25 protein-coding genes, 1 tRNA gene and 2 pseudogenes are annotated in these 24512 nt (G+C 57.9%); 14 read left to right on the top strand and 14 right to left on the bottom strand.

The genetic code is table 11. The annotated features are described in order from the left end of the window. The first annotated feature begins 69 nt into the window (after positions 1 to 69). From ACR0K9_RS15570 to ACR0K9_RS15550, 5 genes and pseudogenes are all read left to right on the top strand, one after another. The gene (locus ACR0K9_RS15570) at positions 70 to 1737 is read left to right on the top strand and encodes a sulfatase-like hydrolase/transferase (protein ID WP_480824520.1); all 1668 of its coding nucleotides are present in this window, start codon (positions 70 to 72) and stop codon (positions 1735 to 1737) included. 59 nt (positions 1738 to 1796) lie between these two features. Next, positions 1797 to 3041 carry a DUF3179 domain-containing (seleno)protein gene (locus ACR0K9_RS15565; RefSeq protein WP_480824518.1) on the top strand — a complete coding sequence of 415 codons (1245 nt, stop codon included), beginning with the start codon at positions 1797 to 1799 and terminating at the stop codon, positions 3039 to 3041. Between the two features lie 70 nt (positions 3042 to 3111). Then, positions 3112 to 3864, top strand: coding sequence for an outer membrane protein (locus ACR0K9_RS15560; protein ID WP_480824516.1), 753 nt, complete (start codon positions 3112 to 3114; stop codon positions 3862 to 3864). Between the two features lie 63 nt (positions 3865 to 3927). Next, positions 3928 to 4116: a hypothetical protein gene (locus ACR0K9_RS15555; RefSeq protein WP_480824514.1), complete on the top strand. Its 189-nt coding sequence runs from the start codon at positions 3928 to 3930 to the stop codon at positions 4114 to 4116. Between the two features lie 49 nt (positions 4117 to 4165). After that, positions 4166 to 5041: pseudogene (locus ACR0K9_RS15550) on the top strand (IS5 family transposase); the annotation flags it as partial. A gap of 133 nt (positions 5042 to 5174) precedes the next feature. On the opposite strand, the pseudogene ACR0K9_RS15545 reads toward ACR0K9_RS15550, so the two are convergent. Beyond that, positions 5175 to 5339: pseudogene (locus ACR0K9_RS15545) on the bottom strand (transposase); the annotation flags it as partial. 392 nt (positions 5340 to 5731) lie between these two features. Between ACR0K9_RS15545 and ACR0K9_RS15540 the strand changes: the two are divergent. Next, positions 5732 to 5968, top strand: coding sequence for a helix-turn-helix transcriptional regulator (locus tag ACR0K9_RS15540; protein ID WP_480824512.1), 237 nt, complete (start codon positions 5732 to 5734; stop codon positions 5966 to 5968). Positions 5969 to 6319: 351 nt separating this feature from the next. Here ACR0K9_RS15540 and ACR0K9_RS15535 read toward each other — a convergent pair. The 3 genes from ACR0K9_RS15535 to ACR0K9_RS15525 form a co-directional block, all read right to left on the bottom strand. Then, positions 6320 to 6396: transfer RNA gene (locus tag ACR0K9_RS15535), tRNA-Arg, on the bottom strand. Positions 6397 to 6418: 22 nt separating this feature from the next. Further along, a complete protein-coding gene (locus ACR0K9_RS15530) occupies positions 6419 to 6895 on the bottom strand; it encodes a GNAT family N-acetyltransferase (protein ID WP_480824510.1) in 477 nt (158 codons plus the stop codon). Continuing rightward, a complete protein-coding gene (locus ACR0K9_RS15525; RefSeq protein WP_480534541.1) occupies positions 6896 to 7207 on the bottom strand; it encodes an ETC complex I subunit in 312 nt (103 codons plus the stop codon). Positions 7208 to 7442: 235 nt separating this feature from the next. Between ACR0K9_RS15525 and uvrB the strand changes: the two genes are divergently transcribed. The 3 genes from uvrB (at position 7443) to ACR0K9_RS15510 (ending at position 10528) form a co-directional block, all read left to right on the top strand. Further along, positions 7443 to 9629, top strand: coding sequence for an excinuclease ABC subunit UvrB (uvrB, locus tag ACR0K9_RS15520; RefSeq protein ID WP_480824508.1), 2187 nt, complete (start codon positions 7443 to 7445; stop codon positions 9627 to 9629). Positions 9630 to 9661: 32 nt separating this feature from the next. Then, positions 9662 to 9859, top strand: a complete 198-nt coding sequence (locus ACR0K9_RS15515; protein WP_480824506.1) for a hypothetical protein — start codon at positions 9662 to 9664, stop codon at positions 9857 to 9859. Positions 9860 to 9922: 63 nt separating this feature from the next. Then, the gene (locus tag ACR0K9_RS15510) at positions 9923 to 10528 is read left to right on the top strand and encodes a hypothetical protein (RefSeq protein ID WP_480824504.1); all 606 of its coding nucleotides are present in this window, start codon (positions 9923 to 9925) and stop codon (positions 10526 to 10528) included. 77 nt (positions 10529 to 10605) lie between these two features. On the opposite strand, the gene ACR0K9_RS15505 is transcribed toward ACR0K9_RS15510, so the two are convergent. Continuing rightward, positions 10606 to 10959, bottom strand: coding sequence for an MmcQ/YjbR family DNA-binding protein (locus ACR0K9_RS15505; protein WP_480534828.1), 354 nt, complete (start codon positions 10957 to 10959; stop codon positions 10606 to 10608). Positions 10960 to 11053: 94 nt separating this feature from the next. Here ACR0K9_RS15505 and ACR0K9_RS15500 point away from each other — a divergent pair, with 94 nt between their 5' ends. Continuing rightward, positions 11054 to 11284, top strand: coding sequence for an aspartate aminotransferase (locus tag ACR0K9_RS15500; RefSeq protein WP_480534535.1), 231 nt, complete (start codon positions 11054 to 11056; stop codon positions 11282 to 11284). 60 nt (positions 11285 to 11344) lie between these two features. On the opposite strand, the gene ACR0K9_RS15495 is transcribed toward ACR0K9_RS15500, so the two are convergent. The 3 genes from ACR0K9_RS15495 to ACR0K9_RS15485 all read right to left on the bottom strand — a co-directional run bounded on the left by ACR0K9_RS15495 (position 11345) and on the right by ACR0K9_RS15485 (position 12622). Beyond that, positions 11345 to 11716, bottom strand: coding sequence for an excalibur calcium-binding domain-containing protein (locus ACR0K9_RS15495; RefSeq protein WP_480534533.1), 372 nt, complete (start codon positions 11714 to 11716; stop codon positions 11345 to 11347). A 108-nt stretch (positions 11717 to 11824) separates the two neighbouring features. Then, the gene (locus tag ACR0K9_RS15490) at positions 11825 to 12232 is read right to left on the bottom strand and encodes a universal stress protein (RefSeq protein ID WP_480534531.1); all 408 of its coding nucleotides are present in this window, start codon (positions 12230 to 12232) and stop codon (positions 11825 to 11827) included. 63 nt (positions 12233 to 12295) lie between these two features. Next, complete coding sequence (locus ACR0K9_RS15485) at positions 12296 to 12622, bottom strand: antibiotic biosynthesis monooxygenase family protein (RefSeq protein WP_480534529.1); 327 nt, start codon at positions 12620 to 12622, stop codon at positions 12296 to 12298. A 151-nt stretch (positions 12623 to 12773) separates the two neighbouring features. On the opposite strand from ACR0K9_RS15485, the gene ACR0K9_RS15480 reads away from it, so the two are divergent. Next, positions 12774 to 13439 carry a hypothetical protein gene (locus ACR0K9_RS15480; RefSeq protein ID WP_480824502.1) on the top strand — a complete coding sequence of 222 codons (666 nt, stop codon included), beginning with the start codon at positions 12774 to 12776 and terminating at the stop codon, positions 13437 to 13439. A gap of 12 nt (positions 13440 to 13451) precedes the next feature. On the opposite strand, the gene ACR0K9_RS15475 is transcribed toward ACR0K9_RS15480, so the two are convergent. The 3 genes from ACR0K9_RS15475 to ACR0K9_RS15465 all read right to left on the bottom strand — a co-directional run bounded on the left by ACR0K9_RS15475 (position 13452) and on the right by ACR0K9_RS15465 (position 17894). Beyond that, positions 13452 to 15737: a glycosyl hydrolase family 28-related protein gene (locus tag ACR0K9_RS15475; RefSeq protein ID WP_480824500.1), complete on the bottom strand. Its 2286-nt coding sequence runs from the start codon at positions 15735 to 15737 to the stop codon at positions 13452 to 13454. Positions 15738 to 15869: 132 nt separating this feature from the next. After that, positions 15870 to 16271: a DUF4864 domain-containing protein gene (locus ACR0K9_RS15470; protein ID WP_480824498.1), complete on the bottom strand. Its 402-nt coding sequence runs from the start codon at positions 16269 to 16271 to the stop codon at positions 15870 to 15872. 48 nt (positions 16272 to 16319) lie between these two features. Next, entirely contained in the window at positions 16320 to 17894 is a 1575-nt protein-coding gene (locus tag ACR0K9_RS15465) for a lysine--tRNA ligase (protein WP_480824496.1), read from the bottom strand. Between the two features lie 213 nt (positions 17895 to 18107). On the opposite strand from ACR0K9_RS15465, the gene ACR0K9_RS15460 reads away from it, so the two are divergent. Next, entirely contained in the window at positions 18108 to 20111 is a 2004-nt protein-coding gene (locus ACR0K9_RS15460; protein WP_480824494.1) for a cellulase family glycosylhydrolase, read from the top strand. Between the two features lie 101 nt (positions 20112 to 20212). Next, positions 20213 to 20635: a tellurite resistance TerB family protein gene (locus ACR0K9_RS15455; RefSeq protein WP_480534517.1), complete on the top strand. Its 423-nt coding sequence runs from the start codon at positions 20213 to 20215 to the stop codon at positions 20633 to 20635. On the opposite strand, the gene dacB is transcribed toward ACR0K9_RS15455, so the two are convergent. The 3 genes from dacB to ACR0K9_RS15440 all read right to left on the bottom strand — a co-directional run bounded on the left by dacB (position 20632) and on the right by ACR0K9_RS15440 (position 23298). Next, positions 20632 to 22110, bottom strand: coding sequence for a D-alanyl-D-alanine carboxypeptidase/D-alanyl-D-alanine endopeptidase (gene dacB, locus ACR0K9_RS15450; protein ID WP_480824492.1), 1479 nt, complete (start codon positions 22108 to 22110; stop codon positions 20632 to 20634). The two genes, ACR0K9_RS15455 and dacB, sit on opposite strands and share 4 nt — an antisense overlap. 67 nt (positions 22111 to 22177) lie before the next feature. Then, positions 22178 to 22798, bottom strand: coding sequence for a nicotinate-nucleotide adenylyltransferase (locus ACR0K9_RS15445; RefSeq protein WP_480824490.1), 621 nt, complete (start codon positions 22796 to 22798; stop codon positions 22178 to 22180). A gap of 32 nt (positions 22799 to 22830) precedes the next feature. After that, positions 22831 to 23298, bottom strand: coding sequence for an MOSC domain-containing protein (locus tag ACR0K9_RS15440; RefSeq protein WP_480824488.1), 468 nt, complete (start codon positions 23296 to 23298; stop codon positions 22831 to 22833). A 103-nt stretch (positions 23299 to 23401) separates the two neighbouring features. On the opposite strand from ACR0K9_RS15440, the gene ACR0K9_RS15435 reads away from it, so the two are divergent. After that, positions 23402 to 24346, top strand: a complete 945-nt coding sequence (locus ACR0K9_RS15435) for a KAP family P-loop NTPase fold protein (RefSeq protein ID WP_480824486.1) — start codon at positions 23402 to 23404, stop codon at positions 24344 to 24346. Positions 24347 to 24512 lie beyond the last annotated feature (166 nt).

Raw genomic sequence — 24512 nt, 5'->3', positions numbered from 1 at the left:
GATGTTATAGATTGTCACCGCATCGAAGATCAAAAACCGAAGCTTTGCTTCGAGCTTGGGAGAGATGGAATGAAACAACAATGGCTTCTGGTTTTGTGTGCAGGCATTGCCACCTCACCTTTGCAGGCTCAGGACGCACCTATTCAACACGATGCTGAGTTTTACATTCTGCAAACCCAACACGCGGAACAATGGGTGCAGGATGATGCTGCCGTCGATCAGACTCTGGCCGCTTTTCGTGACGGCAACAATGGGCAACCCCCAAACATCGTCAGCGTTCTGATTGACGATATGGGCTTTGGCGATATGGGTATACCCGAGCTCAACGCTGTTCGTGGGTACAACACCCCGAACATCAACGACTTTTCGGACGAAGCGATGCGTATGGTTCGGATGTATACTGAACCGTCCTGCACCCCGACTCGTGTGGCACAAATGACCGGTCGCTTGCCGGTACGTATGGGAATGGGCGACACGACGGTTGATATCGCTGGCTTCGGGTTACCCGACAATGAAGTGACACTGGCCGAGGTCTTGAAACAAGCAGGATATGCAACCAGCCATGTCGGCAAGTGGCATATGGGTGACATTTCCGAAAGCTGGGCCATGAATCAGGGCTTTGATTACGCTCAACACGCCATTCACCAGCAGGGCCAACTGACCATCTTCAACGATGATGCGATCAAGGAACAGGTCTCGGTGGCAATCCGGGATTATGACGACAAATACACGCTGGATGGCTGGTTCCGACCAGATGCCTCGGCGATGATGACCGTCATCGAGGGCGAGGCCGGCGGCCCCATTCGCGAAATCCGCATGAAAGCCGGAGAACGCTGGAACGCCGAGAAATACGACGAGATGAACCAGGCGTTTCAGGACAAAACCCTATCCGAACTTGACCGCCTGGCCTCAGGGGATGCACCGTTCTTCCTGCAATATTGGCCGATGATCCCGCTGGACAATACCCGCGCCGGCCGTGACGGGCCAGAAAGTGCCAATGGTGGCTTGTATGTCGACAAGATGCAGCTTCTGGATCAATGGCTGGGCGATCTGTTCACCCGAATGGATGATCTGGGGCTCAGCGACAACACCATCGTTGTGGTCATGGGCGACAATGGGCATTTCACCAAATACGCGCCGCAATCCGGGTTTACCCCACTGATCTACGCGGGCGGTAAGGGCGACACGACCGAAGGTGGCGTGCGCGTCGATGCCTTCATCCGCTGGCCGGGCATGATTGAAGCCGACGGGTTGCTAAACAGCATCATTCACGTCTCAGACCTCTACACCACGCTCTCGCGATTTGCAGGGGCGGATGAATTCATTCCCAGGGACCGTCTGGTCGATGGTGTCGATCAGTCGGCGGCGCTACTGTTTGCAGATGAATCGAAAGCGCGACGCGATCACGTGATCATCTACTCGGTCGCGAAACCCGAGGCGATCGTTAAGGATCAGCTCAAGCTCAAACTGCCGGGGCCGGGTGAGAGCGCAATTTTAGCAAAATTCTTCGATCTTTACCGCGACACCCGCGAAGAATACTCGGTCTCAACCGAAGTCGGATCTTGGGGCGGGCAGGAATTCGTACGCATACTGGGCCGCCACAAGGCGCGGAAAGAGAAATACCCCGATACTCCGCCCGCCTACGGCATGCCTTATGAGGGGATTGAGAACATTCGTCCTGAGACACAGCAAGCCGTTGAAGCTTTCATGATCAAGCGCGCGTCGCCCCAGAAGTAGGCCTGTTCTTTCGTAATGACCCGCGAAGGACTGTAATCACCAAAATCGAGGATCTCAGCATGGTTGGCAGCATAATTTTCGCACTGGGATTGATCGTGTCACTCGGAATCGGGTTTGTCTATTTCCGCGACCTTGGCGATGTCTCGCAAATGCTGCTGAAGGTAAAGCGTGAGAATATGGTGCGCTTTATCCGGCATGAATACCGCCTGATTGGCATTGGCCTAGGCGGATTTGTAGTGGCAACGCTTGCACATTTCCTTTTGGGGGGCAGCCCTTTCTGGCTTTGGCTTGTAACGGCCGCGCTGACATTGCTTCTTTATGGGTTTCCTTATGTGTGGGTGCATTTGGGTCTGAGAAACCAACTTAACGACGCCCAGTATTTTCCTATCGAGGAAGCCCGGAAATATGTCGGTCCAACAGCGCCGGTCATAGTCATTGAACACAACGGTCACGCGCGCGCGCACCCGGATGCGCAGATCATGCGCCCTCATCTGGCTGGTGATTCAGAGGGGCTGGGAGGCGATGATGTGGTCATGACCTATTGCGCGATGGCCAATCTGGGTCAGGGGTACACTCCGCGAATAGATGGTCGGCGGCTGAACCTTGAGGTTCTGGCTCAGCATGGCAACAATCTGATCCTGCGTGACAACGACACAAGCGAGCCGATCCAGCATATCTACGGCTTTCGCGAGGTGGACCGCGATCCCAATCCTGATGGTCTTGCTTGCCCTCTCAGGCCCGAAGCGCAAATGAAGCTTTGGCCCACCTTTCGAATGACGTTCCGCGGGTTTCAGAAAGCCTACCCCGAGGGTGAGGTGTTTCTGAACAAACCATCCCCGAACCCCTTGCTGCGCCTGCTGGACATGATGACCGAGATTACGTTTGGCTGGGGCATCGGGCGCCAACATCAAGAAGACGCACCCGTTATGGACAACATGGATCGTTCAGATGATCGGTTGCCGAACAAGACTTATGTTTGGGGGGTTACGATTGGCAAAGATGCGGCTTGCTGGACCGATGATTTCATCGTCGAAAACGATTGGATCGTGAATGCCAATGTGGGAGGAAGGGATATCGTGATCAGCTTGGATCCGAAATATGAAAGCCTTGGCGTTTGGTATAATGATTTCGGTAAACCGGTAACGCGCTGCAATTTCTGGGGCCATTCAGATCAGGGTCAGCTAAAACGTGTCGAAACCCTGCGCGCAGGCGTGTTCTGGCACGTCTGGTCCGAGTTCTTCCCGAACACAGATATTAACCGTGTCGGTAGCAGTTCGATGGCAACTGGGGATGCCGCAGAATGAAGCTCATGGCCAAACAACCATAAACTTATCACCAATTGTTCAAACTTGTATATTCGACGGGAGGTACAGAATGATTTCGTCAATATGGGTGAAGAGCTTCGCGTGCGGAGCGGCCTTATCTGCATCTGTGGCCACAGCCGCTTCTGCACAGCAATCTGATTGGTCTTATGAGGCCACAATCTACTTGTTTATGCCTGAAACGGAAACTTCCTTGAGCACAGCATTGGGCACTTTGGACGGTACACTTAGCTTTTCCGATGCCCTCGAAAACCTAGATCTGGCCTTTATGGGGGCGTTCTCGGCTACGAATGGTCGTTGGCTGATACTGGCAGACTACAACTACACGGATTTGTCTTTCAGCAATAGCACGCCTGGACCTGCCAGTTCGGGCCTTGAGACATCATTTACCACGCAATACTTAAGTGGTTATCTCGGATACCGAGTCTATGAAGCACCAACTATCTCCGTGGACATTGCAGGAGGCTTCCGGTGGTTCAGCACCGAAACGGAGTTCACCCTTCTACCCGGCGCAGCACCGGGGAGGACGACAACGACCGACGATAGCTGGACCGACCCCGTCATAGGCGCCAGAGCAAGCGTTCAGTTCTCGGACAAATGGTCGGGCACCGGTTTTATCGACTACGGAGGCTTCCGCAGCAGCAGCGAAACTTGGCAGGTTCTGCTGACGGCTGATTATAAAATCAACGACAGATGGTTGATACGCGGTGGTTATCGCTATATCTCATTCGAACATGAAATCGACAGCAACGATTTTACATTCGATCAGTCGGGTCCAGTGCTGGGTGCAACCTATCGGTTCTAGGGTCTAGATGCATTGATTTCCGCCGCGTCGCGTTATTCAGAGCTCCGAAAACAGAGCGGTGACATGAGCGATGTATTTGGGCGGACCGACACGCAGATGGTGCGTCTTAAACCCTTCTTTCGGAAATCGCATGGCATACCTTGGGTTGACGAGAGCGTGTTGCACAAATCGTTTCCGATGCGTATCTGGTTCTTCGATTTGACTGCGGGATGCTGGGATGCCTTTCAAATTCAACGCGTCGCGGCGGGATAAGTTTGCGAAGGCAAAGTACCGTGTGACGAACTAGGCCGAATACAACGAGGCGCTCCGGCAGCGTGGTGACGTAACGGTCTGGTTCAGCGAAGACGCGGTGTCTCGTTGGTGCGCAGTGCGCTCCGGCAAGCGCGGTGGTCAACAACGATATTCTGATCTGGCGATCGAGACCTGCTTGACCCTGCGCGCCGTGTTCGGCTTACCGCTTCGCCAAACGCAGGGCTTTGTCCGCAGTCTGCTGCGGCTCATGCAGACGGAACTCCCCGCGCCGGATTTTTCGACGCTTTGCCGACGTGCGCCATCGCTTCAGATCGCGCCCGACACCCGGACAGCCATTGGTCCGATCTCGCTGGTTGTAGACAGCACAGGGCTGCGTGTCCACGGTGGCCGCGAGTGGATGCGGGAGAAGCACGGGCTGCCGAAGGCCCGCAAGATATGGCGCAAACTGCATATCGGCTTCGATCTGGAGAGCGGCGAGCTTGTGGCGTCCTGCCTGACGCCCCAGCAGGTCGGGGACACCGGCGCTTTGCCCGAACTTCTTGCCGAGGTGCCCGGTCCGGTGCGCCGTTTCATCGGTGACAGCGCTTATTATGTTGTACCAACCGCCGCGACCATCCGGCACGTGTTTGGCCCGGATGTCGAGTTGATCATTCCGCCGCCGAAGAACGCCGTTCCCGGAGATTGCCAGGCACGCAACGCGCATATCGACATGATTACCGATACTGGCCGAATGGCATGGCAGAAGGCCACCGGTTATGGTCAGAGATCGCGCGGCGAGGTTCAGATCGGGCGCTACAAACAGGTCATCGGACCGGAACTGCTCAGCCGCAACATGGAGACCCAGACAACCGAAGCCCGCATCGCTGTCAACGCCCTCAACCACATGACCCGTCTCGGTCGTGCGGCCTATGAGCGTGTCGCATAGCGAACCGGGGAAAGGGGCAAATGCGGCCCAAGCGTTATTCGTGCAACGCGGTCGCTCCGGCAACAGTTTGAGAATTGGCCAATTGAAGGGCTTGGCGATGTGATAATCATTCGCTCCGACGGAACCATTGGGAGGCTGGCCGACCGGTGTGGCTGTAGAAATCTGCGAGATAGGCGCGGATGCCATCCAGATCGACAAAGCGATCAATCGAGCGCAGCAGGTGATCTTGGGGAACATGATCCTCAAGAGAGAATTCGTAGAACAACGCCGCCTGCGCTTCCTGCTTCGGCCCCATCATCGCTCAGTCCTCCCATCCTCGGGGAGAACTGAATCAGCGACTTACCTCACGATCAAGCAAGAGTTTTTCAACGAAATAGGCTCAACGCAGTCATCTGAGTCTTTCTGGCAGATGACTGCTTTCAGCTTAATTGCCGTCTTTGGGCAAACAACAACCCGGCTGGTGATTCAGTCGAAAGACCGATTCTCAAAAACCAGATCGCGCACCGTCACGCTCCTTCGGGCTTAGGTCACAGCTAGCCTACACCACTCCATGTTTTTCAATGACTTAACGGCTGTCTGAGACACGTCTTCCTGATGTCTGACCACATACTTTTTGGCCGTCTGACGCTCAAATTATTCGTCAGAAGCGGGACGAAGTTCCTCGTACCGCAGCGAGCAATTGAGGCAGTAATGGCGAAGATCACACAAAAGCAGTTGGCAGAGCGCTGGCACCTGTCGCCACGGACACTGGAACAGTGGCGTTGGCTCGGCAAAGGGCCAAAGTTTCTCAAAATCGGAGCACGTGTTCTCTATGACGAGAACGACATCGCCGCTTATGAAGCGGACCGGTTGTGCCAAAAGCAGGCCCGTGACGGATGTGAGGTTCTCCTCACTCAGGCCAAGGCTTGTCACAAACTCCAAGAATGATGGAGAGCGTGCCTGTTACGGAAGTGTTACCAGAAGGTTCGAGACATGTTGAAAAACCGGATCGTCGGACGCCCTCTTCAGATCCCTCTCTGAGGCGTCTGCCGCTGCCTGTGCGATCAGCTCCAGAGGCGCGCCTGAGTTGAGAAGGGCAACGACCTCCCGCCACTTTTTGGACTGCGGTAAAGTCCCCAGCCGAATATGGCCCATGCTCTCCTCCTCGTTTTACCCAAAGCTGAGGCACAGCAGAAAAAATGGCAACAATATTCGGAAATTAACAACACCCAGGCTTACCCTGCGCTTACCTGAAAGGGGCGATAGATGTGAGAAATCCTCTTAAATCTTTGAAAATAGTGGCGATCCCTGAAGGACTCGAACCCTCAACCTGCTGATTAGAAGTCAGCTGCTCTATCCAGTTGAGCTAAGGGACCGCTTGCGCCCTTCTTGCTGTTTTTACGACCCGGTTTCAAGGGCCAAGCGCATGAAGGCGCTGTTTGGATCGGGCGCGTAGCCGTGGATCGGGCCGCAATAGCTGTAGCCCAGCGTTTCATACAATCGCCGCGCGGCATCATAGGCGGGCAAATGGGCAGCACCAGTTTCCAGAACAAGCGCCTTTATGCCTTCGGCGCGGGCCCGATCAGCCAGATAGATCATCATCTGCCGCGCCAATCCCCGCCCCCTTGCCGCAGACAGGATATGCACCGATTTTACCTCAGCCGTGCCATCCGGCAACGCCTTGAGCGCGCCACAGCCCAAAGGCTCCCCCGCCTCATAAAGCGCCCAGAAACGAATCCCCGGACCGGTCAGCGCCGCTGCATCCATGGTATGGTTGCTCTCGGCAGGTCCGGCGGTTTCGCTATGGGCAAAATGCGCCTCGACCAGCGGGCGCAGGGCGTCCGATGTCGGGTCGGCTTCGCGGATTTCGATCACTCAGTGCGTCCAGGGCGCGCGCCGGTCGGTTGCGAAATTCTCGCCATAACCGCGCGCGCGCAGGTTGGGCTTGCGCTTGTGCGGCTCGGTCACCTGCGCGTCTATGCCGTTGTCCTTGGCATAATCCAGCGCCTCTTCCTTGGTGTCGAATTTCAGGCGCACCTGCGTTTGCGTATCCTTGGACGAGGTCCAGCCCATCAGCGGATCGACCTCACGCGACGAGGCAGGGGCATATTCCAGAACCCATTTGCGGGTCTTGGCCATCCCCGATGTCATCGCGTTTCGCGAAGGCTGGTAAATCCGTGCGCGCATGTCGCCTCTCCGTACTCACTTGGCTAGGCCCGTTTATGCGTCACACAGCGCGCCGGGACAAGATGACAATTGTCGCGGAGGCTTATGTCAGAAACTGTCATCAGGATCGGTTACTCAGGGCGCAAGCGAACCCGAACGCGCAGCCAAGGACCGCGTGATAGGAAATGAATCCGGATCAGCCCTTGCAGACGGACAAAATAAGAACAAATGTAGGGGCCTGACCCGGAGCCTGCCGATGCCATACGCCCATTCCGACAAGACCCAACTGACCGCCGACGACGTGCGCGCGCGCCTGAAACTGGAAGGCGGCAAGCAGTTTGTCATGCATACCGAGTTTGCCCCCGCAGGCGACCAGCCAACCGCGATTCAGGAACTGGCCGGGGGTGTGAATGACGGCGAACGCGATCAGGTGCTGCTGGGCGCGACCGGTACGGGCAAGACCTTTACCATGGCCAAGGTGATCGAGGAAACCCAGCGCCCGGCCATCATCCTTGCCCCGAACAAGACGCTGGCGGCGCAGCTATATGGCGAATTCAAGGGCTTCTTCCCCGAGAACTCGGTCGAATATTTCGTTTCCTACTACGACTACTACCAGCCCGAAGCCTATGTGCCGCGCTCGGACACCTACATTGAGAAAGAATCGCAGATCAACGAACAGATCGACCGGATGCGCCACTCGGCCACCCGGGCGCTGCTGGAACGGGACGACGTGATCATCGTGGCCTCGGTCTCGTGCATCTACGGTATCGGTTCGGTTGAAACCTATGGGGCGATGACGCAGGATCTGAAGGTCGGCAACGAATACGATCAGCGGCAGGTGATGGCCGATCTGGTCGCGCAGCAATACCGCCGCAACGATCAGGCATTTCAGCGCGGCTCGTTCCGGGTGCGGGGCGATTCACTGGAAATCTGGCCCGCCCACCTTGAGGACCGCGCATGGAAATTCTCGTTCTTCGGCGAGGAACTGGAAACCATCACCGAATTCGACCCGCTGACCGGCGAACGCGCCGCCACCATGGAACAGGTGCGGGTCTATGCAAACTCGCACTACGTGACTCCGAAACCGACGATGCAGCAGGCCATCATCGGGATCAAAAAGGAACTGCGCATCCGGCTGGACCAATTGGTCGGCGAAGGCAAACTGCTGGAAGCGCAGCGTCTGGAACAGCGCACCAATTTCGATCTGGAAATGCTTGAGGCCACCGGCGTCTGCAACGGGATCGAGAACTACTCGCGCTACCTGACCGGTCGCGCACCGGGCGAGCCGCCCCCGACCCTGTTCGAATTCATCCCCGACAACGCCATCGTCTTCGCCGACGAATCCCACGTCTCCGTCCCGCAGATCGGCGGCATGTACCGGGGCGACTATCGGCGCAAATTCACGCTGGCCGAACACGGGTTCCGCCTGCCGTCCTGCATGGACAACCGCCCCCTCAAGTTCGAGGAATGGGACGCCATGCGCCCGCAATCCGTCTTCGTCTCGGCGACGCCTGCGAAGTGGGAGATCGAACAGACCGGCGGCGTCTTCACCGAACAAGTGATCCGCCCCACTGGCCTTCTGGACCCCGAAGTCGAAATCCGCCCCGTGTCGATGCAGGTGGACGACCTGCTGGACGAGGTGCGCAAGGTCGCCGCCAACGGCTTCCGCACGCTAGTCACCACGCTGACCAAACGCATGGCCGAAGACCTGACCGAATACCTGCACGAACAGGGCATCAAAGTCCGCTACATGCACTCGGACATCGACACGCTGGAGCGCATCGAGATTCTGCGCGACCTACGGCTGGGCGCCTTCGACGTGCTGGTCGGCATCAACCTGCTGCGCGAGGGGCTCGACATCCCCGAATGCGGGCTGGTCGCCATTCTGGACGCCGATAAAGAGGGCTTCCTGCGCTCGGAAACCTCGCTGGTGCAAACCATCGGCCGCGCCGCGCGCAACGCCGATGGCCGGGTGATCATGTATGCCGACAAGATCACAGGTTCGATGGAACGCGCCCTGAACGAGACCAACCGCCGCCGCGCCAAACAGCTCGCCTATAACGAAGAACACGGCATCACCCCCGAGACGGTGAAAAAGAATGTCGAGGACGTTCTGGCCGGGCTTTATGAGGGCGACGTCGACATGAACCGCGTCACTGCCACCATCGACAAACCGATGCACGGCGCGAATTTGGAAGCGCACTTAGACGGTCTGCGCGAGCAAATGCGCAAAGCCGCCGAGAACCTGGAATTCGAAGAGGCCGCCAATATCCGCGATGAGATCAAACGTCTGGAAGCGGTCGATTTGGCGGTGGCCGACGACCCCATGGCGCGCCAATGGGCGGTCGAGAAGGCGTCTGAGGATGCGGTGAAGTCTCGCGGACGGTCAACGGCTGGACGGCCGGGGCAGCGGGGTGGGAATGTGAAACGGAGGAAGCGATGATGGATTCGCTCCGCAAATAGTAGGGAAAAAGTATGAAATTAGATATACTTAATGAAATTAACCTCAAAAACGAGAAAAGTGTTAGCGAAAAACAAATTGCGGAATTGATTAAGAAATCACCGGGGTGCCTCGGACTAGGTGAATTGGATTTGGTTGGCGTTGAAGTTCCGCAGGTTGGCGGCGGCTTTCTCGATCTTCTTCTTCAAGATGATGAGCCGGCTCGTTATTGAGTAGAAATTCAACTTGGCAAAACTGACCCCTCTCACATTATTCGAGCAATAGAGTATTGGGATTTGCAGCGCTCGCGTTACAAAGGAATCGATCACGTTTGCGTGTTGATTGCAGAAGAAATCACCGGTCGCTTTTTTAACGTGATTACACTGCTAGGAAACTCAGTGCCGATAGTTGCTATTAAGCTTTCGGCCACAAAAAGTGATCTCGGCTTGAGTATCATGTTTGCCAAAATCTTAGATACACGACAAGAGTATTATGGCGGCGATAAGGAACTCGACGAGTACGTTGAGGTAGATCGCTCATATTGGATTGAACGAGCATCTTCAGCTTCAATTGCTGTTGTTGAACGGGTTTTCAAATTGATAAAAGATCAGATACCGAACTCTGAGCTAAATTTTGCCAGACATTATATTGGACCTAAAATCGAAGGTCGTTCGCGAAATTTTTGTGTCTTTCATCCCAGAAAATCGACAATGGTCCTTGAGGTTAAGCTACCTCAAGAAGCCGAGATATTGGCATCAATCGAAGAATCTAAGTGCGATTATCTTGGCTACAACCAAAGGTATGGAACCTATAAATTTAGCTTGAAGTCCGATGATGAGGGACTGAATGATCAGTTCCTCATAGGGTTGATCTGCAAAGCTTACGATCAAATGATGAACTGATATTTGTGGCAAGCGCAGGATGGGTGCACGCACCCATCTTGTCCAATCGTCACGCAATGATGGGGTAAAACCCCATCCTACACCCCCAACTCGGCCCGCGCCTTCTTGGTCAGTTTCGCCACGACCATCGCATACGACGTCACGATATGCTCGCGCAGCGAGGCATCGCTCATTCCGCGCGCCTCATAAACCTGCAGCCATTTCATCCCGCGCGATGCCAGATAAGGCGCAGGCCGGATGCCCGGTTCGTCGCTCAGCACCTCAAAAGCCAGATCGGTGGCCTTGAAGGTGAAGGCGTCCTTGCCGTCGTTCCAGCCGCAGATCGCAAACACTTTGCCGCCCACCTTCCACACATCCGCGTTGCCCCATTGCACAACGTGGCTTGTGGCCTTGAGGCTGGCGCAGAAGGTGTTGAATTCATCGCGGGTCATAGTGGCGACCATGGCGGTTCCGGTCGGGGGAGGCAAGCTCGGTGGCCTGTTCGGCTTAACCCGCCGTTAACTCTGATGCGGCACATCTGTGGTCATGCACAACAGGAACTCTCCGCTGTCGCCCGACCTCTGGCTCAAGGACCTCTTCGCCTCAAAAGCGGTGCAGCAGGGCGGCGTGATCCGGCGCAAAGCGCGGGACATCGAACGCTTTGCCGGGATGGAGCGGTTCATGACCGAGATACACCGGCGCGGTTTTCAGGTGGCCGAGAATTCGGGTCAGATCGTGATCTTCTGCAACCGCGCCCCGGTGCGCTGGCTCACCTGAGCCGCGCATCGCTTTCTTGAAAAGAACGCGGCCCCGAAATCTTTTCAAGATTTCGCCCCCTCACGGCTTCAGGAATTTGGCGGTTCCCACCGTCCTTTGCCGGGGCGTCTGAACTTCGGCCGACACGTCACTGGCCGCGACCGGAGTGATGGAGCCGCAGGCCACGCCATCGCCATCCGGGTCATTGCGCCGGTGATATCCCGGTTCCCCTTCGCGAAATGGCCCTGCGACAAGCCTCTGTACAACATCGCACCCCGCCAGAGCCACCAGATGCACCACCGCCGCAGGCCGGTCATAATCCGTGGTGCGCAGATAGACACCGACGGCAATCATCCCGGTGGTCAGCGGCAGCGCGAGAACCATCGTCAGGATCCGGATCGGCGACAGCGCCTTTCGGCGCACAGCTTCGGCCCGACGCTGCCGTCTGGTCAAACGCGGGCCAGGCTCTGTTTCTTCTGTTTGTCTCGCGGGGCTCATACGGGCCGTAATACGATGCCTATGTGGCAAAGCCATGGCCAACGGCACCGCTGGCGCAAAATATCAGCGCACCACATGCACCGCGCATTTCGCGTGGCGCACCACATGAGTCGCAGTCGAACCCAGCAGCAGATCCTGCATGCCCGGACGGTGCGAGGCCATGATGATCAGATCCGGCTTATTCACCTCTGCCCAGTCCAGAATCGTGCGCCCGGAATGCCCCTCAATCACCTCCCCCTGCGCGCCAGGAACCTTGGCCGCCAGCGAATCCAGCTCGGACTGGATGGCTTTGCGGGCCTCCGAGAGGTATTCGGTCGGCATGTATGAGATCGCATAGTCCGGAATATGCTCGACCACATGCAATAATGTGACCTTCGCGTCGGGCGTTGCCAACATCTGCGCCAGCTTCAAAGGTGCCGAGGTATCCCGTTCGGCATCAAAGGATATCGGTACGAGAATATTGTGATACATGGCACATCTCCTTCATTGCGCCACAATGGTCGCCGTAAACCGGCAGCGCCGCCTTGATCCAGGTCAGCTATCGCCAAATGTCTCAGCCACGTCATACATGACCGGCTCAAAGCTCTTGCACAGCTCATTTATCTGGCGGTTGCGCTCGCGCATTTCCGGGGTGCGCAACATCGACAGGAAATCCTCGCGCCGTTCCCATTGCGAATAATTCGCGATCCGCGTCTGCGCGTCATTCACATGCAGACCCGCCGAAATGAACCCGGGTTGCTTTGAGATGAACTGCGCATAAGCATCGGTCAGCGCCTCAAGAAGGTCCTGACAGGTGCCGGGGGTCATCTCGAACGTGGTGATGACGGTCTGATAGCTGTTGGATTTGGAAATCTGCGGCATGTGGCTTCTCCTTCGTGGCTGAACCCAGCCTAGCACAGCTTTCGAAAACGCAACCTGTTTCCTGTGTCAAATCCCTGCTTTTGCAAAAATCTTTCCGAGTAATGAACAGGAAGCTAACGATCCGTTAACCATGTCCGCAGATGCTGCGCCCATGGCCCGTTTTGCTGTCATCCTCATTCTGAACCTCCTGCTCGGCAGCCCCGTCAGCGCCGGGGCGTGGCTGCGCGAGAAAGAATCCGGCTTCGCCGCGACATCGGTCACCGGGTTTCGCGAAGAAGATGGCATCTTCAAGTACAAAACCGGACTCTATGCCGAATGGGGCGCGCGCGACAATCTCACCATCGGGCTTGATGCGGAAGAACATCAGAATCTCTACGGGCACGCCCTGATCTTCGCCCGCATTCCCGTTGCGGATTTCGGCGCCGCCGGGCGATTGGCCGCTGAATTCGGTGTCGGCGCGCATCACCGGCAATATGATGCCTGGGCGATGTACAAGGCTACGCTGTCCTATGGCAAAGGTATCAATACAGGGCTGGGCGCGGGCTGGCTGGCCGTCGATACGGCACTGGAATACCGCACGCATGAGGCATTGATCCGCAAGCTGGATTTCACCGCCGGCCTGTCGTCGGGCCGACGGCTTGACCCGTTGCTGCAGATCGAAACCTCCTATGTGCCGGGCCGCCCCTGGTACTGGAGCGCCCGGCCGTCGCTGATCTATCGCCCGAAGACCGGCAATACCAACTGGATCGTCGGGGCCGAACGGAATTCGGCCCGCGACCACACCGGGTTCAGAGTTTCTGTCTGGGTCGATTTCTGAGCCACCCCTGCATCAGGTATCGATCCGCAAAATGGCCGAAACCGTGCCCCTCAGGCCCTCAGACCAGCGCAAGCGGATATTGTTTTGGTTCGACCCTTGCTTCAGCTCGACATACGGCGCGGTATAGCGTCGCGAATCCAATACCGTCCTGAGCGATCCGATCGCTACCACCGCATCGCAACCCCGCGCACGACCGCCAAAAGGAAGGCGCCCCTGCGAGCTGATTGTCCATGACGACGCGTGTGAACTTTGCGAATGGCGCACGCGCAGCGGGTTTGAGCATGGCGTCTCGATGCCGTGGAACGTGTTGTTTTCAAAGCTGACATTTGCATGCCGTTCGGCGTTGAGATCAGCAAAGCTGGTGTCAACACGTTCGGCCCGCTCGGTATCCGCCCCGCTGATGCGGAATTTGTTGCCTGTCACCGTCAGCCCGTTCAAGTAGTGCCCGGACCCATAAGGCCGGATCACGAAATAGCTGAACCAGGGCGCGACATCGCTGGCATAGAAGATGTTGTCGGTGATGCTCAGCGCACTGAAGGAATAGCCCGAGTTGTAATCGGGATCCGGGTCCCGCTCATTGGTCCATTCGATAAAGCAGTTATCGACATAGTTCTCGGCAATCGACGAACTGTTGTAACTGCCGATCAGCACCAGCCCCGCGTTGCGCACGCCGCTCGGCACGCCATCGCCCTGAAAGAAGTGGTTGCCCAGCACCAGATTGTTGTCACCGCCCAGCACCGCGAAATGGTGAAACCGGGTGGCCCGGTTATGGCGCAACTTGACGTCATTGGCGTTGGTGTTCAGCGCGATTGAGCTGCGGTCGGCCACATCCAGGCTTTCTTCGGTCGACAGGAACTGACATCCGTCGATCAGCATCCCCTGACACCCCCGCCCGATAGACGTGATGCCGCGATCCTTGGGGCGGCTGACAAAGCAATCCTTCAGCACAAATGTATTACCGCCGGGCGACAAGCGGATTGCGCTGCACCGGCCATTGCACTGAAACTCGATCCCTTCCATGTTGAATTTCTGCAATGCGCTGAAGCCGCTGAAATCCAACAGATATTTGTACGAGGTGAAGGTAAAGTCCTGCGTCCCCGCCGCGTCATAGATCGGCTCATTCAGGGTGATCTCGCCCGCGCCGTCATCCTTGGACCGCACGTAAATCTCACGCCCAACCCCGCTGCCGGTGACCAGCGATCCCACCGGAATGTTGGCGATATTGGCCACGTTGGTCAGCTTGCGGGAATCGCCCGGATCATAGGTCGCGACCGAGGTGAAAGTTTCGGTATCCCAGGCAGCGCTGCTTTTGACATCGAACTGTCCATTGCGCACCACGCGGCGGGTGGCATAGCCGGTACGATTGGGCACGGCAGCGGCCATATCAATCGGCTCGGTCACCGCGATCTTGCGCCCGCCCAGATCCAGCGATTCATGGTCCGAATTGTTCAGCAGCGCCTGAAACGCTTTCTTGAACGCCAGCATCTCGTCCCCGAAGGCCGAGATATAGGTGGGCAGGTCGAAATTCCTTGTCAGCAGCAGCATCTTGTCGTCGGGCATCGTCACAGTGCCGTCGAACTCGACGTCCGAGCCGATACTGGTGTCCTGATCCAGTTGAAACACCCCTTGCGGCACATAAACCTTGCGTCCGTTCGCGGCCTGATCCGCCGCCTCGAACGCTGCCGAGTCATCGGTCACGCCATCGCCCATAGCGCCAAAATCACGCACATCGACCACGCCGATCATATCGCGCAGGAATGCGCTCGTGATGTCGACGATCTCAAGATCGTCAACCCGCACCACGGCGCCGTTGCTGCCATCGATATTCAACCCGAAATGACCATACAGCGCCGCCGGACCCCAGGGCATGTCCACGCCCGACCGTTGACCGATGCCCACAATCGCCGTTATCTCATGCACGGTGCCATAGCCTGTCAGCTGCGTGGCCGGGCCCTGCTCGATCAGGCCGGTCACATGGGCATCGCCGGCACCCCCGGCCCAACCCGCAATCCGCACTTCGGGCAGCGGGCCGCTGATTGCCTTCACCCGCGCCTTGATCTGCAGATAACAGCCCGGCAACAACTGCGTCTGCCCCATATAGCGCAGTTGCTGCGTGGCCGTGGTCTTGTAAATCTCCAGACAGCCCGCAAAATCCGAATCCGCCGGAACAAAGAAACCCGTACCCGAGCCATCATAGGTCGGCGAACCCGGCGTGCCGTCGCCGCTGGACCACACGCCCAGACCGTCTGCAAACGCGGGCGGCATGAACACGATGCCGTCTGTGATTGTCTTGTTCATGAAAAATCCCTTTCCCAATCGCGCCAAGCGCGCGCCAAATCCCAAAGGCCCGGGGCCATGCCCCAAGCGCGAAGGTCTTGCTATCGAAAAGGAATTAACCGCCGCTCTAGTCACCGTGACGGTGGTGTTGCATCACGCCGCCGGGTCGGAGTTGCCCAGCAGTTGCACGCCATTGATCTTCCAGCCGTTTTCCTGCCGGACCATCTGATAATCGAGGATATGAATACGGCCGTCGCCATCCACGACCATCACCTTCTGCCACAAGGCGCCATTGATCTCGCGCAGTTCCAGAAAACGAACGTCCGCAGGCCTCCAGACCATCGGATAACCACGCCGCACCATGGTGCCAAAATTCTCGGGCGTACCGAACAGCTGCTGAATATTAGGGCTGGCGAATGTAAAGGCGGTGGCAAAGTCATCCGCCTTGAAAGCCTGTATCTGTGCCGAGATATTCGCCTCGATCTCGGCGTTCTGCGCAAACGCGCCCGAGGCCAGTCCGGCACTCAAAGATACAACAAGCAACAGTCGACGCATGGGGTCCCCTCCTGATCGAAGGGTAGCCCCACACGGGATCAGGTCAAATCAGACCAGCTCTCCGGCCAGGGCCTTGTCGATCAGGGCAATGGTCTCGGACACACCATAAAGCGCGATGAACCCACCGAACCGAGGCCCCTGAGACGCGCCCAGCAGCACCTCGTACAGCGCAGTGAACCAGCCCTTCATCGGATCGAACCGCTCGCGCCCGATGGCATAAACCACCGATTGCAGCGCTTCGTCTTCCGCTGGCCCGTCATAGGCCTCCAAGGCCGCCTTCAACGCCTCCAGCGCCTCGCGCTCCTGATCGGTCGGAGCACGGTGCTGACGCGTCGGCTTGACGAAATCGTTGAAGTAGCGCACCGCAAAGCCCGCAGCCTGATCCAGATCGGGATGCGTTTCGGCAGTGGCCTCGGGCGCATAGCGACGGATGAAGCCCCACAGCGCCTCTTTGTCCTCGGCCCCGGACACGGACGCCAGATTCAGCAACATCGCAAACGGCACCATCAGCGTGGACACCGGTACATCCCCACCGTGAATATGCCAGACAGGGTTGTTCAGCTGCGCTTTCAGGTCCTGCCCCGGATAGGCCCGCAACTGCTGATGATACTCATCATAGGCCTTGGGGATCACATCGAAATGCATCCGCTTGGCCGTCTTGGGCTTTTGATACATGAAATAGGCCAGCGACTCGGTCGGCGCATAGGTCAGCCATTCATCGATGGACACACCATTGCCCGACGACTTGGAAATCTTTTGCCCGTTCTCATCCAAAAACAGCTCGTAGCTGAAATGCTCCGGCGCGCGACCGCCCAAAGCCCGGCAGATCGCGTCATAGATTTTCTCGTTGGTGGCGTGTTCCTTGCCGTACATCTCGAAATCCACGCCCAGCGCCGCCCAGCGCGCGCCGAAATCGGGCTTCCACTGCAGCTTGACGTTGCCACCGGTGACCGGCAGCGTCCATTCCTTGCCGTCCTCGTCATCGAAGGTGACGGTATAGGTCTCGGCGCAAACCTTCTTCATCGGCACGTACAGAACCCGGCCCGTTTCCGGGTGGATCGGCAGGAAGATCGAATAGGTCTGCTGACGTTCTTCGCGCAGGCTTTTCAGCATGATGGCCATCACGTCATCATATTTCTCGACTGCCCGTTTCAGGATCTCGTCAAACTGCCCCGAGCGATAGAAGTCGCGCGCCGAATAGAATTCGTACTCAAACCCGAAGGTATCAAGGAACCGGCGCAACATGGCGTTGTTATGCTCACCAAAGCTGTCATGCGTGCCAAACGGATCAGGCACCGAGGTCAGCGGGCGCTGCAAATATTCTTCCAGCGCTTCTGGGTTCGGCACGTTGCTGGGCACCTTGCGCATCCCGTCCAGATCGTCCGAGAAACAGATCAGCTTGGTGGGAATATCCGACAGCGCCTCAAATGCGCGCTTGACCATCGTGGTCCGCGCCACCTCGCCAAAGGTGCCGATATGCGGCAGACCCGAGGGGCCATAGCCGGTTTCAAACAGCACATATCCCTTCTCCGGAGCGCCCTGCTTATACCGTTTGAGCAACCGCCGCGCCTCTTCAAACGGCCACGCCTTGGACGTCATCGCGGTTTCACGCAGGTCAGACATTGAGATACTCCATAGGGAAACGTGCCGGACACCCCATGCGCCCAGCCCGGCCCCTGTTATTGTGCTGGTGCAGCATGAGTCAATAAAACCGAGGGCTTTTTCTGAATCCGACCCTGCCAAATTCACGCCAGGTCCGGCAAACAGAACCGTTTTGAATTTCCGGACAACGCGTTACCTTGCCCTTCAACACGCAGCCCGATCACGAGGTGCCCGATGGCCCGCCCAAATATCCGTATTGTTCTGGCCATTGTGGCGGTTTGCATCGGGTTTATGCCCATGGCTGCGCAATCGCAAACCAGCGAGGGTGCGCAATCCTGGCCAAACGGGGCGCTTTGGCTGCAAACGCCGGTCCCCGATCTCAGCGGATTGAACCACCGCCCCGCGGGCATCCACGGCAAGATACAAGCTGTCGGAGAGGACCTTTTCTTTGCCGATGGCACCCCCATCCGGTTTTGGGGGGCGAACCTGCAGGCTTATGCGCTGTTCACAACCGAGCCCCGCTTCATGCGCGCCCATGCTCAGCGCCTTGCGCGACTTGGGTTCAATCTGGTGCGCATCCATCACCACGACTCGCATTGGGTGCAGCCGAACGTCTTTGGAAGCGAAGCTCCGACAACCCGCAAACTCGACGGGTTTTCGATGAAAAAGCTCGACCAGTGGATCGCAGCGCTGAAGGCCGAAGGCATTTACATCTGGCTCGATCTGCATGTCGGTCGAAGGATCACCGCCGCAGACGGGATCGCGGATTTCGAAGAAATCGCCAAGGGCGAACCTTTGGCCAGTATCAAAGGTTTCAACTACATCTCGCCCGGCATCGAACAGCTGATGCTGGATTTTCAGGACAGCTATCTGCGGCACGTCAACAAGATCACCGGCCTGTCCTATGCCGAAGACCCCGCCGTCGTTGCGGTGATGATCACCAACGAAAACGATTTGACCCACCATTTCGGCAACGCGCTGCTGCCGGACAAGAACGTCCCCCGCCACAACGCAACCTACATGGCAGCCGCACGCGATTTTGCGGCTGAAAACGGTCTCGACCCGGAAGCCACCTGGCGATCGTGGCAGCACGGGCCATCCAAGCTGTTCCTCAATGACCTTGAGCGTCGCTTCAACGACAGGATGATCGAAAACATCGACACGACTGGATTTGAGGGCTTGATCACCACCACCAGCATTTGGGGTGGCATGTCGGTTGCCGGGCTGCCCTCACTGACGCGGGGCTCGATGATCGACGGGCACAGCTATGGCATGGCGGGTGAGGTGTTTTATGACCCGAAGGCACAATCCGGCTTTCTGGACTGGCTGGCCATCGCGCAGGTCGTCGGACTGCCGTTCAGCGTCTCTGAGTGGAACATCCACGAATTTCCCGGCGAAGACCGGTTTATCGCGCCGCTCAGCGTCGCCGTTCGTGCCGCCCATCAGGGATGGGATGCGCCCATCGTCTACGGCTATGCGCAGCAACCGCTGAACGGCCCGTTGCGCCCCAGCAACTGGAGCATGGCCGAAGACCCAGTGATGATGTCAATGATGCCCGCAGCGGCCCTGCTCTATCGGCAAGGCCATGTGCGACTGGCGGCGAAGACCTATGCGATCTGCCCCGATCATGAGGTCTTTTTCGGCAACGCGATCACTCCGACCTCATCGATCGGCATCAGAACCATCGCAGAACAGAGCAGGCTGGTCACCTGCATGCCAGACACCCCCGCGCTGCCTTGGCTGCAGGCAACGGATTTGAAGGATCAGACCTTTGAAACTCTGGACCTCGAACGCTCTTATCTGGACGCGGACGCGCAAACCGTTACCGCAGATACCGGCGATTTTTATCGTGCGTTCTCCGAGGGTCTATTCGTTGTCGATACAGCCAGCACCCAGGCAGTGGCCGGTCAGCTTTCCGGCGAGACCGTCACCACCACGGATGTCGTTTTCAATGTCGAAAACCCAATGGCCGCCGTCGCAGTACAAAGCATCGACACCAAAGAGATCACGCAATCAGGGCGCATTCTCGTCTCATTGTCCGGGCGCGCGGCCCCCGAAGAACGCTCGTTCCGGATCGAACCGCTGGCAGGGCAACTTCACATCAGGGCGCGACCCGACCTGAAGCTTGCCTTTCCCGATCCAAGAAAAACAGCCAACGACGCCCACAGCTTTCGGGACGGGATGCACGTGATCGATCTCGAAAAACTGGGGATCGGAAACTGGGTCTATCTCGAATGAATCGTCCGCAAATGCGCGGGCCTCAGCGATGCGCATATTCCAGTTGAACCCGGCCCCGCCCCCTCCTATCGTGCGCCTGCACAAACATTCAGGACGTTTCCATGACCGAGCAGATCCCACACCCCATGTCCCCGCAGGATTGCCTTGTGGCAATCATGGTCGCGGTATCCGCCTCGGACGAAAACATCCGCACCGCCGAACTGGTCAAGATCGAGGCCGCCGTCAACATGCTGCCGGTCTTTGCCGGTTATGATATCGACCGCACCCGCGTCGTTTCGCAGATCGTGTTCGACCTGTTCGAGCAGGAGGACGGGCTGGATGCCCTGTTCGGCCTGATCCGCGACAACCTGCCCGAGCGTCTGAACGAAACCGCCTATGCGCTGGCCTGTGATGTCGCCGCCGCCGATGGTGCGCTGGCCGAGACCGAACTGCGCCTGCTGGAAGAAATCCGCTATGAGCTCAGCATCGACCGCCTGCACGCCGCCGCCATCGAACGCGGCGCACGGGCGCGGCACACCGTCTAGCTGCCGTAAAGCGATCCCCAACGCTCCAACAGCGCCCGCTGCAAGTTACGCGACCGCCGGTTCCACGGGCGCGCGCCTTCGGGCCGTTCGCGGTGGGCGCGGGGGATCGTGGCGCGATGGGCGACATCGGCGGTGAATATGGCAAAGGCCAACTCGGCCCCGTCCGTCGTGGTCAGATATCCGCCCAGACCCGAGACAAAGTTCAACGTCCCCGTCTTTGCATCCACCTGAACCGGGTGATCCTTGACGGGTCGCCCGTTTTTGTCGGTCAGCACAAAGGGTTTCAGCAGAGGCCGCAATTGATCCGAATGGCCCGCCGCCGCCAACACCTGGGTTAATGCCACCGGCACCATGCGCGAAGCATCCCCCAAACCCGAATGATCCACCATCGCGATCCCGTCCGCACCGAACCGCTCAGCCGCCCAGCGGTTCATCTCCGCTGCCGACTCTGCAAGGCTCTCGGGCTTCAGGCCACGCGCTTTGGTGGCCGCCATCCCGACCATCTCGGCGGTGATATTGGTCGAATATTTCAACATACCCTTCAGGATGCTCTGCAACGGGTCGCTTTGATGCACCACCAAAGGCACCCCCTCCGGGACCTGCCGCGTCACTTGCACCCGACCCAGAACAATCCCGTTCACCCGCGCCAGCGTTCGGAACACATCACCAACATAAAGCGCAGGTTTGCGCACCGGCAGCCACCGCGCCCCGCCATTGCCCAGCGCCCCCTTGGCCACGGTCCAGCGATCCTGCCGCGCGCTTGGCTGGTAGGTGTATATCGGCAGGCTGCGGTTCTCGATCCGCATCGCGGCCATGTCGACCGAGGGCGTGTAATTCGCACTGCGCGCATCCATTGTCACGCCAAAGCCATCGCTTTCGCGTTTCCATTCGAAATGTACCCGGTTGAAATTCAACGAGATCCCACTGATCGCGGGGCTATAGCCCAGATGATCCGGTTGCCCGGGATCGATGCTGAACACATAAGGCAGCGCCCCGTCATAAACCTTGAACGCACCGCGCACCTCGGTAATCCCCGCCTCGCGCAGATTGGCCGCCATACGCGCCAGCGCATCGGTATCCAGCAGCGGGTCTCCGCCGCCCGCAAGGATCAGATCCCCCTGCAAAATCCCGTTCTCGACCGGCCCATCAGCGATCAGAGCCGTCTCGAACCGAAACTCCGGCCCCAGAACATCCAGTGCATAAAGCGCGGTCAGCGCCTTTGCGACGCTCGCAGGCGGCAGGCTTGCCCCTTCGCCATACACCTCAAGGGGGGCGCCGGTCTTCACATCGGCAACGGCAAAGACAACCTCACCTTTCAGCCCCGCTGCCTGCACCAGCCGCTCGGCGCCGCTGGACTGCGGCCCCCGCAGCACCGGGCGCAGAGATACCAAAGGCGCCTCGGCCAGACCCGTGCCCGGCACCAAAGATGCCCCCAATCCGCCCAGAAACAAACGACGTGAAATACGATCAACCATGGGTCTATTTGAATCCCAGAGTTTAAATGCAGACAATCACCAGATTAAGATTATGCGCCGACCGGAGTCATTCCGGCAACACCTCATCGCCCCAGATGCCGCGATTGCGAAGATCAGTTGAACTGACGTCAACCATCGGCACGTTTACGAAACACCAGGCCGGGGCCTGTGCCCGCCCCAGCAGATGCCGCGCCTGCCCGTCGATGCGATAGCTTGAATAGACCCGCGCCGCAGGCGACATCCGGGCCGAGATCCGATCCCCCGGCCGCGCCACCACGCCCACCGGCACGCTGTCCATGATCGCCCGCCAATTCTGCCAGCGATGAAACTGCGCCAGATTATCGGCCCCCATCAGCCAGACAAACCAGACCTGCGGATAAAGTCGCCTGAGCGCTGCCAGAGTATCCGCCGTCGCCCGCGTCCCCGTCAGTGCTTCGATATCGGTCACCTCGACCCTCGGATGCTGCATCACGGCCCGCGCCGCCTCGATCCGCCGCGCCAGAGGCGCAGGCCCGCGCGCTTTTAGAGGGTTCCCCGGCGACACTAGCCACCACACCCGGTCCAGCCCGAACGCCTTCATCGCCTCACGCGTCACATGCACATGACCGCGATGCGGCGGATCAAAAGACCCGCCGAACAGCCCGACAACCTGCCCGGGCCGCGCATATGGAATGTCATAGCGTTCCATATCCTGCTGATGTTCAGAACCGGGCGGCGTTGTCAATCAACAGGTTGCACCACATCCCCCAACACAACCCGCCCGGGCGTGATCACTTCAGCGCACCACCCCCCATGCCCGCGCACGGCGGAATAGCCGCCCTTGCCCAGCGCCTCCTCCATCCGGCTGCACGGCGCGCAGATCACTGTAAAGCGCAGGATGGCCTCGCCCACCTGCACCTCACGCCCTTTGAGCGCCGCCAGATTGATCCCCGAAACCACCAGATTGCGCCGCAGGATTTCAGGTGCCACAGGCTCCTGCCCCAGATAAGACCCAATCGCCGCCAAATGCTCCCGCTGAATCAGCGTCACCGCTCGCTTGCCTGCACGGCCACGGTCGCCGTCGAGACCGTCGGGTGAGATCATGGCCGCGTCCACAATCTCCGTCCCAACCCGCCGATCCGGTCTGAGACCGATCCAGTCCAAACGACCGGGCTGAGCCCACCCTGCAATGAGGTCTTTCAGAGACATATCAGGCCTTTCCTACACCATACCTCCCCTCATCTAGCAGTCTGGTCCTCTCACACACAGCCGCTAAGAGTAACGCTGATTGATTTGTGAATTGGAGCCAAACATGCGCCTGACCATCCCCGAACCCAAAGAAGAACTATTCAAGCAAGGCTTCGGAGAGCACGACAAGCTTTCGCGCAACGTGACCGGAGAAAAACTCTCCGAGCTTGTCGAGAGAATAAATGATCCTCTGGTGATTGCGCTGGACGGAGCCTGGGGTTCAGGCAAATCGTTCTTCTTAAAATGCTGGGTGCACGAACATGTCAAAGAAGAATACGGACGTTCGACCGAAACCGTATATTTCGACGCATTTAAGCATGACTATCTGGACGATCGTTTGATCGCCCTGACTGGAGCGATTTCCGAACAATTTGAAGCTGACAACAACACATCGGCGCAACGTTCTTGGGAGAAAGCCAAACGCGTCGCCCCTGCCATCGGTCGGGCAATCATCCGCACCGGTGTTTCCGTCGCGACATCAGGGTTGGTGGCTAGTGCAGACGAATTGGCGGATGCTGCAATCGGAACAATCCCAGATGAGCTTAGGGGCGCGATTGACAGTTTCTGGGAACAAGAAAAAGGCAAACGTGCGGCGATGAAGGGCTTCAAACAAGCGTTGGAAGATCTTACAGAGCGCGACAAAGATGGCCAACCCACACGTAAACTCGTAGTTGTCGTTGACGAATTAGACCGCTGCCGCCTTGACTATGCTCTGTCGCTGCTGGAAATCATCAAGCATTTTTTTGATGTTGATGGGGTGCATTTCGTTCTTGGGGTGAACCTAGAGCAACTGCAAAATAGCGTTCGTGTTAGATATGGGAGCAATGTGGACGCGGCGATCTATCTCCAGAAGTTCTATTCAATTGCGCTTCGCTTGCCCAAAATATCAGATCTTCTTCCTGACTATCTGCGCTACTTCGATTTCGCTGCAGGCAGTATGGAAATTCACGCAGAGTTACATCGCCCAGCACGCCACAAAGTCGAGAACTACATAGGTCTGCCCCCCTGACGCTGCGTACAATACAGCATTTTCTCTCGATTCTGGCGCTAGTGCCTTATCGGCGAGGACATTCTCAGTATTATGAATGTGTCGCTTTGGCTTGCTTGCTGAAAGCTTGCGCCACTCCTCCATATGAGAAGATGCGCCGTAACGCCCTAACTCTCGAAGAGCTTCA

The sequence above is a fragment of the Ruegeria sp. L12 genome (genome assembly GCF_056531745.1).
This window is presented reverse-complemented; position numbering and strand designations above follow the sequence as displayed.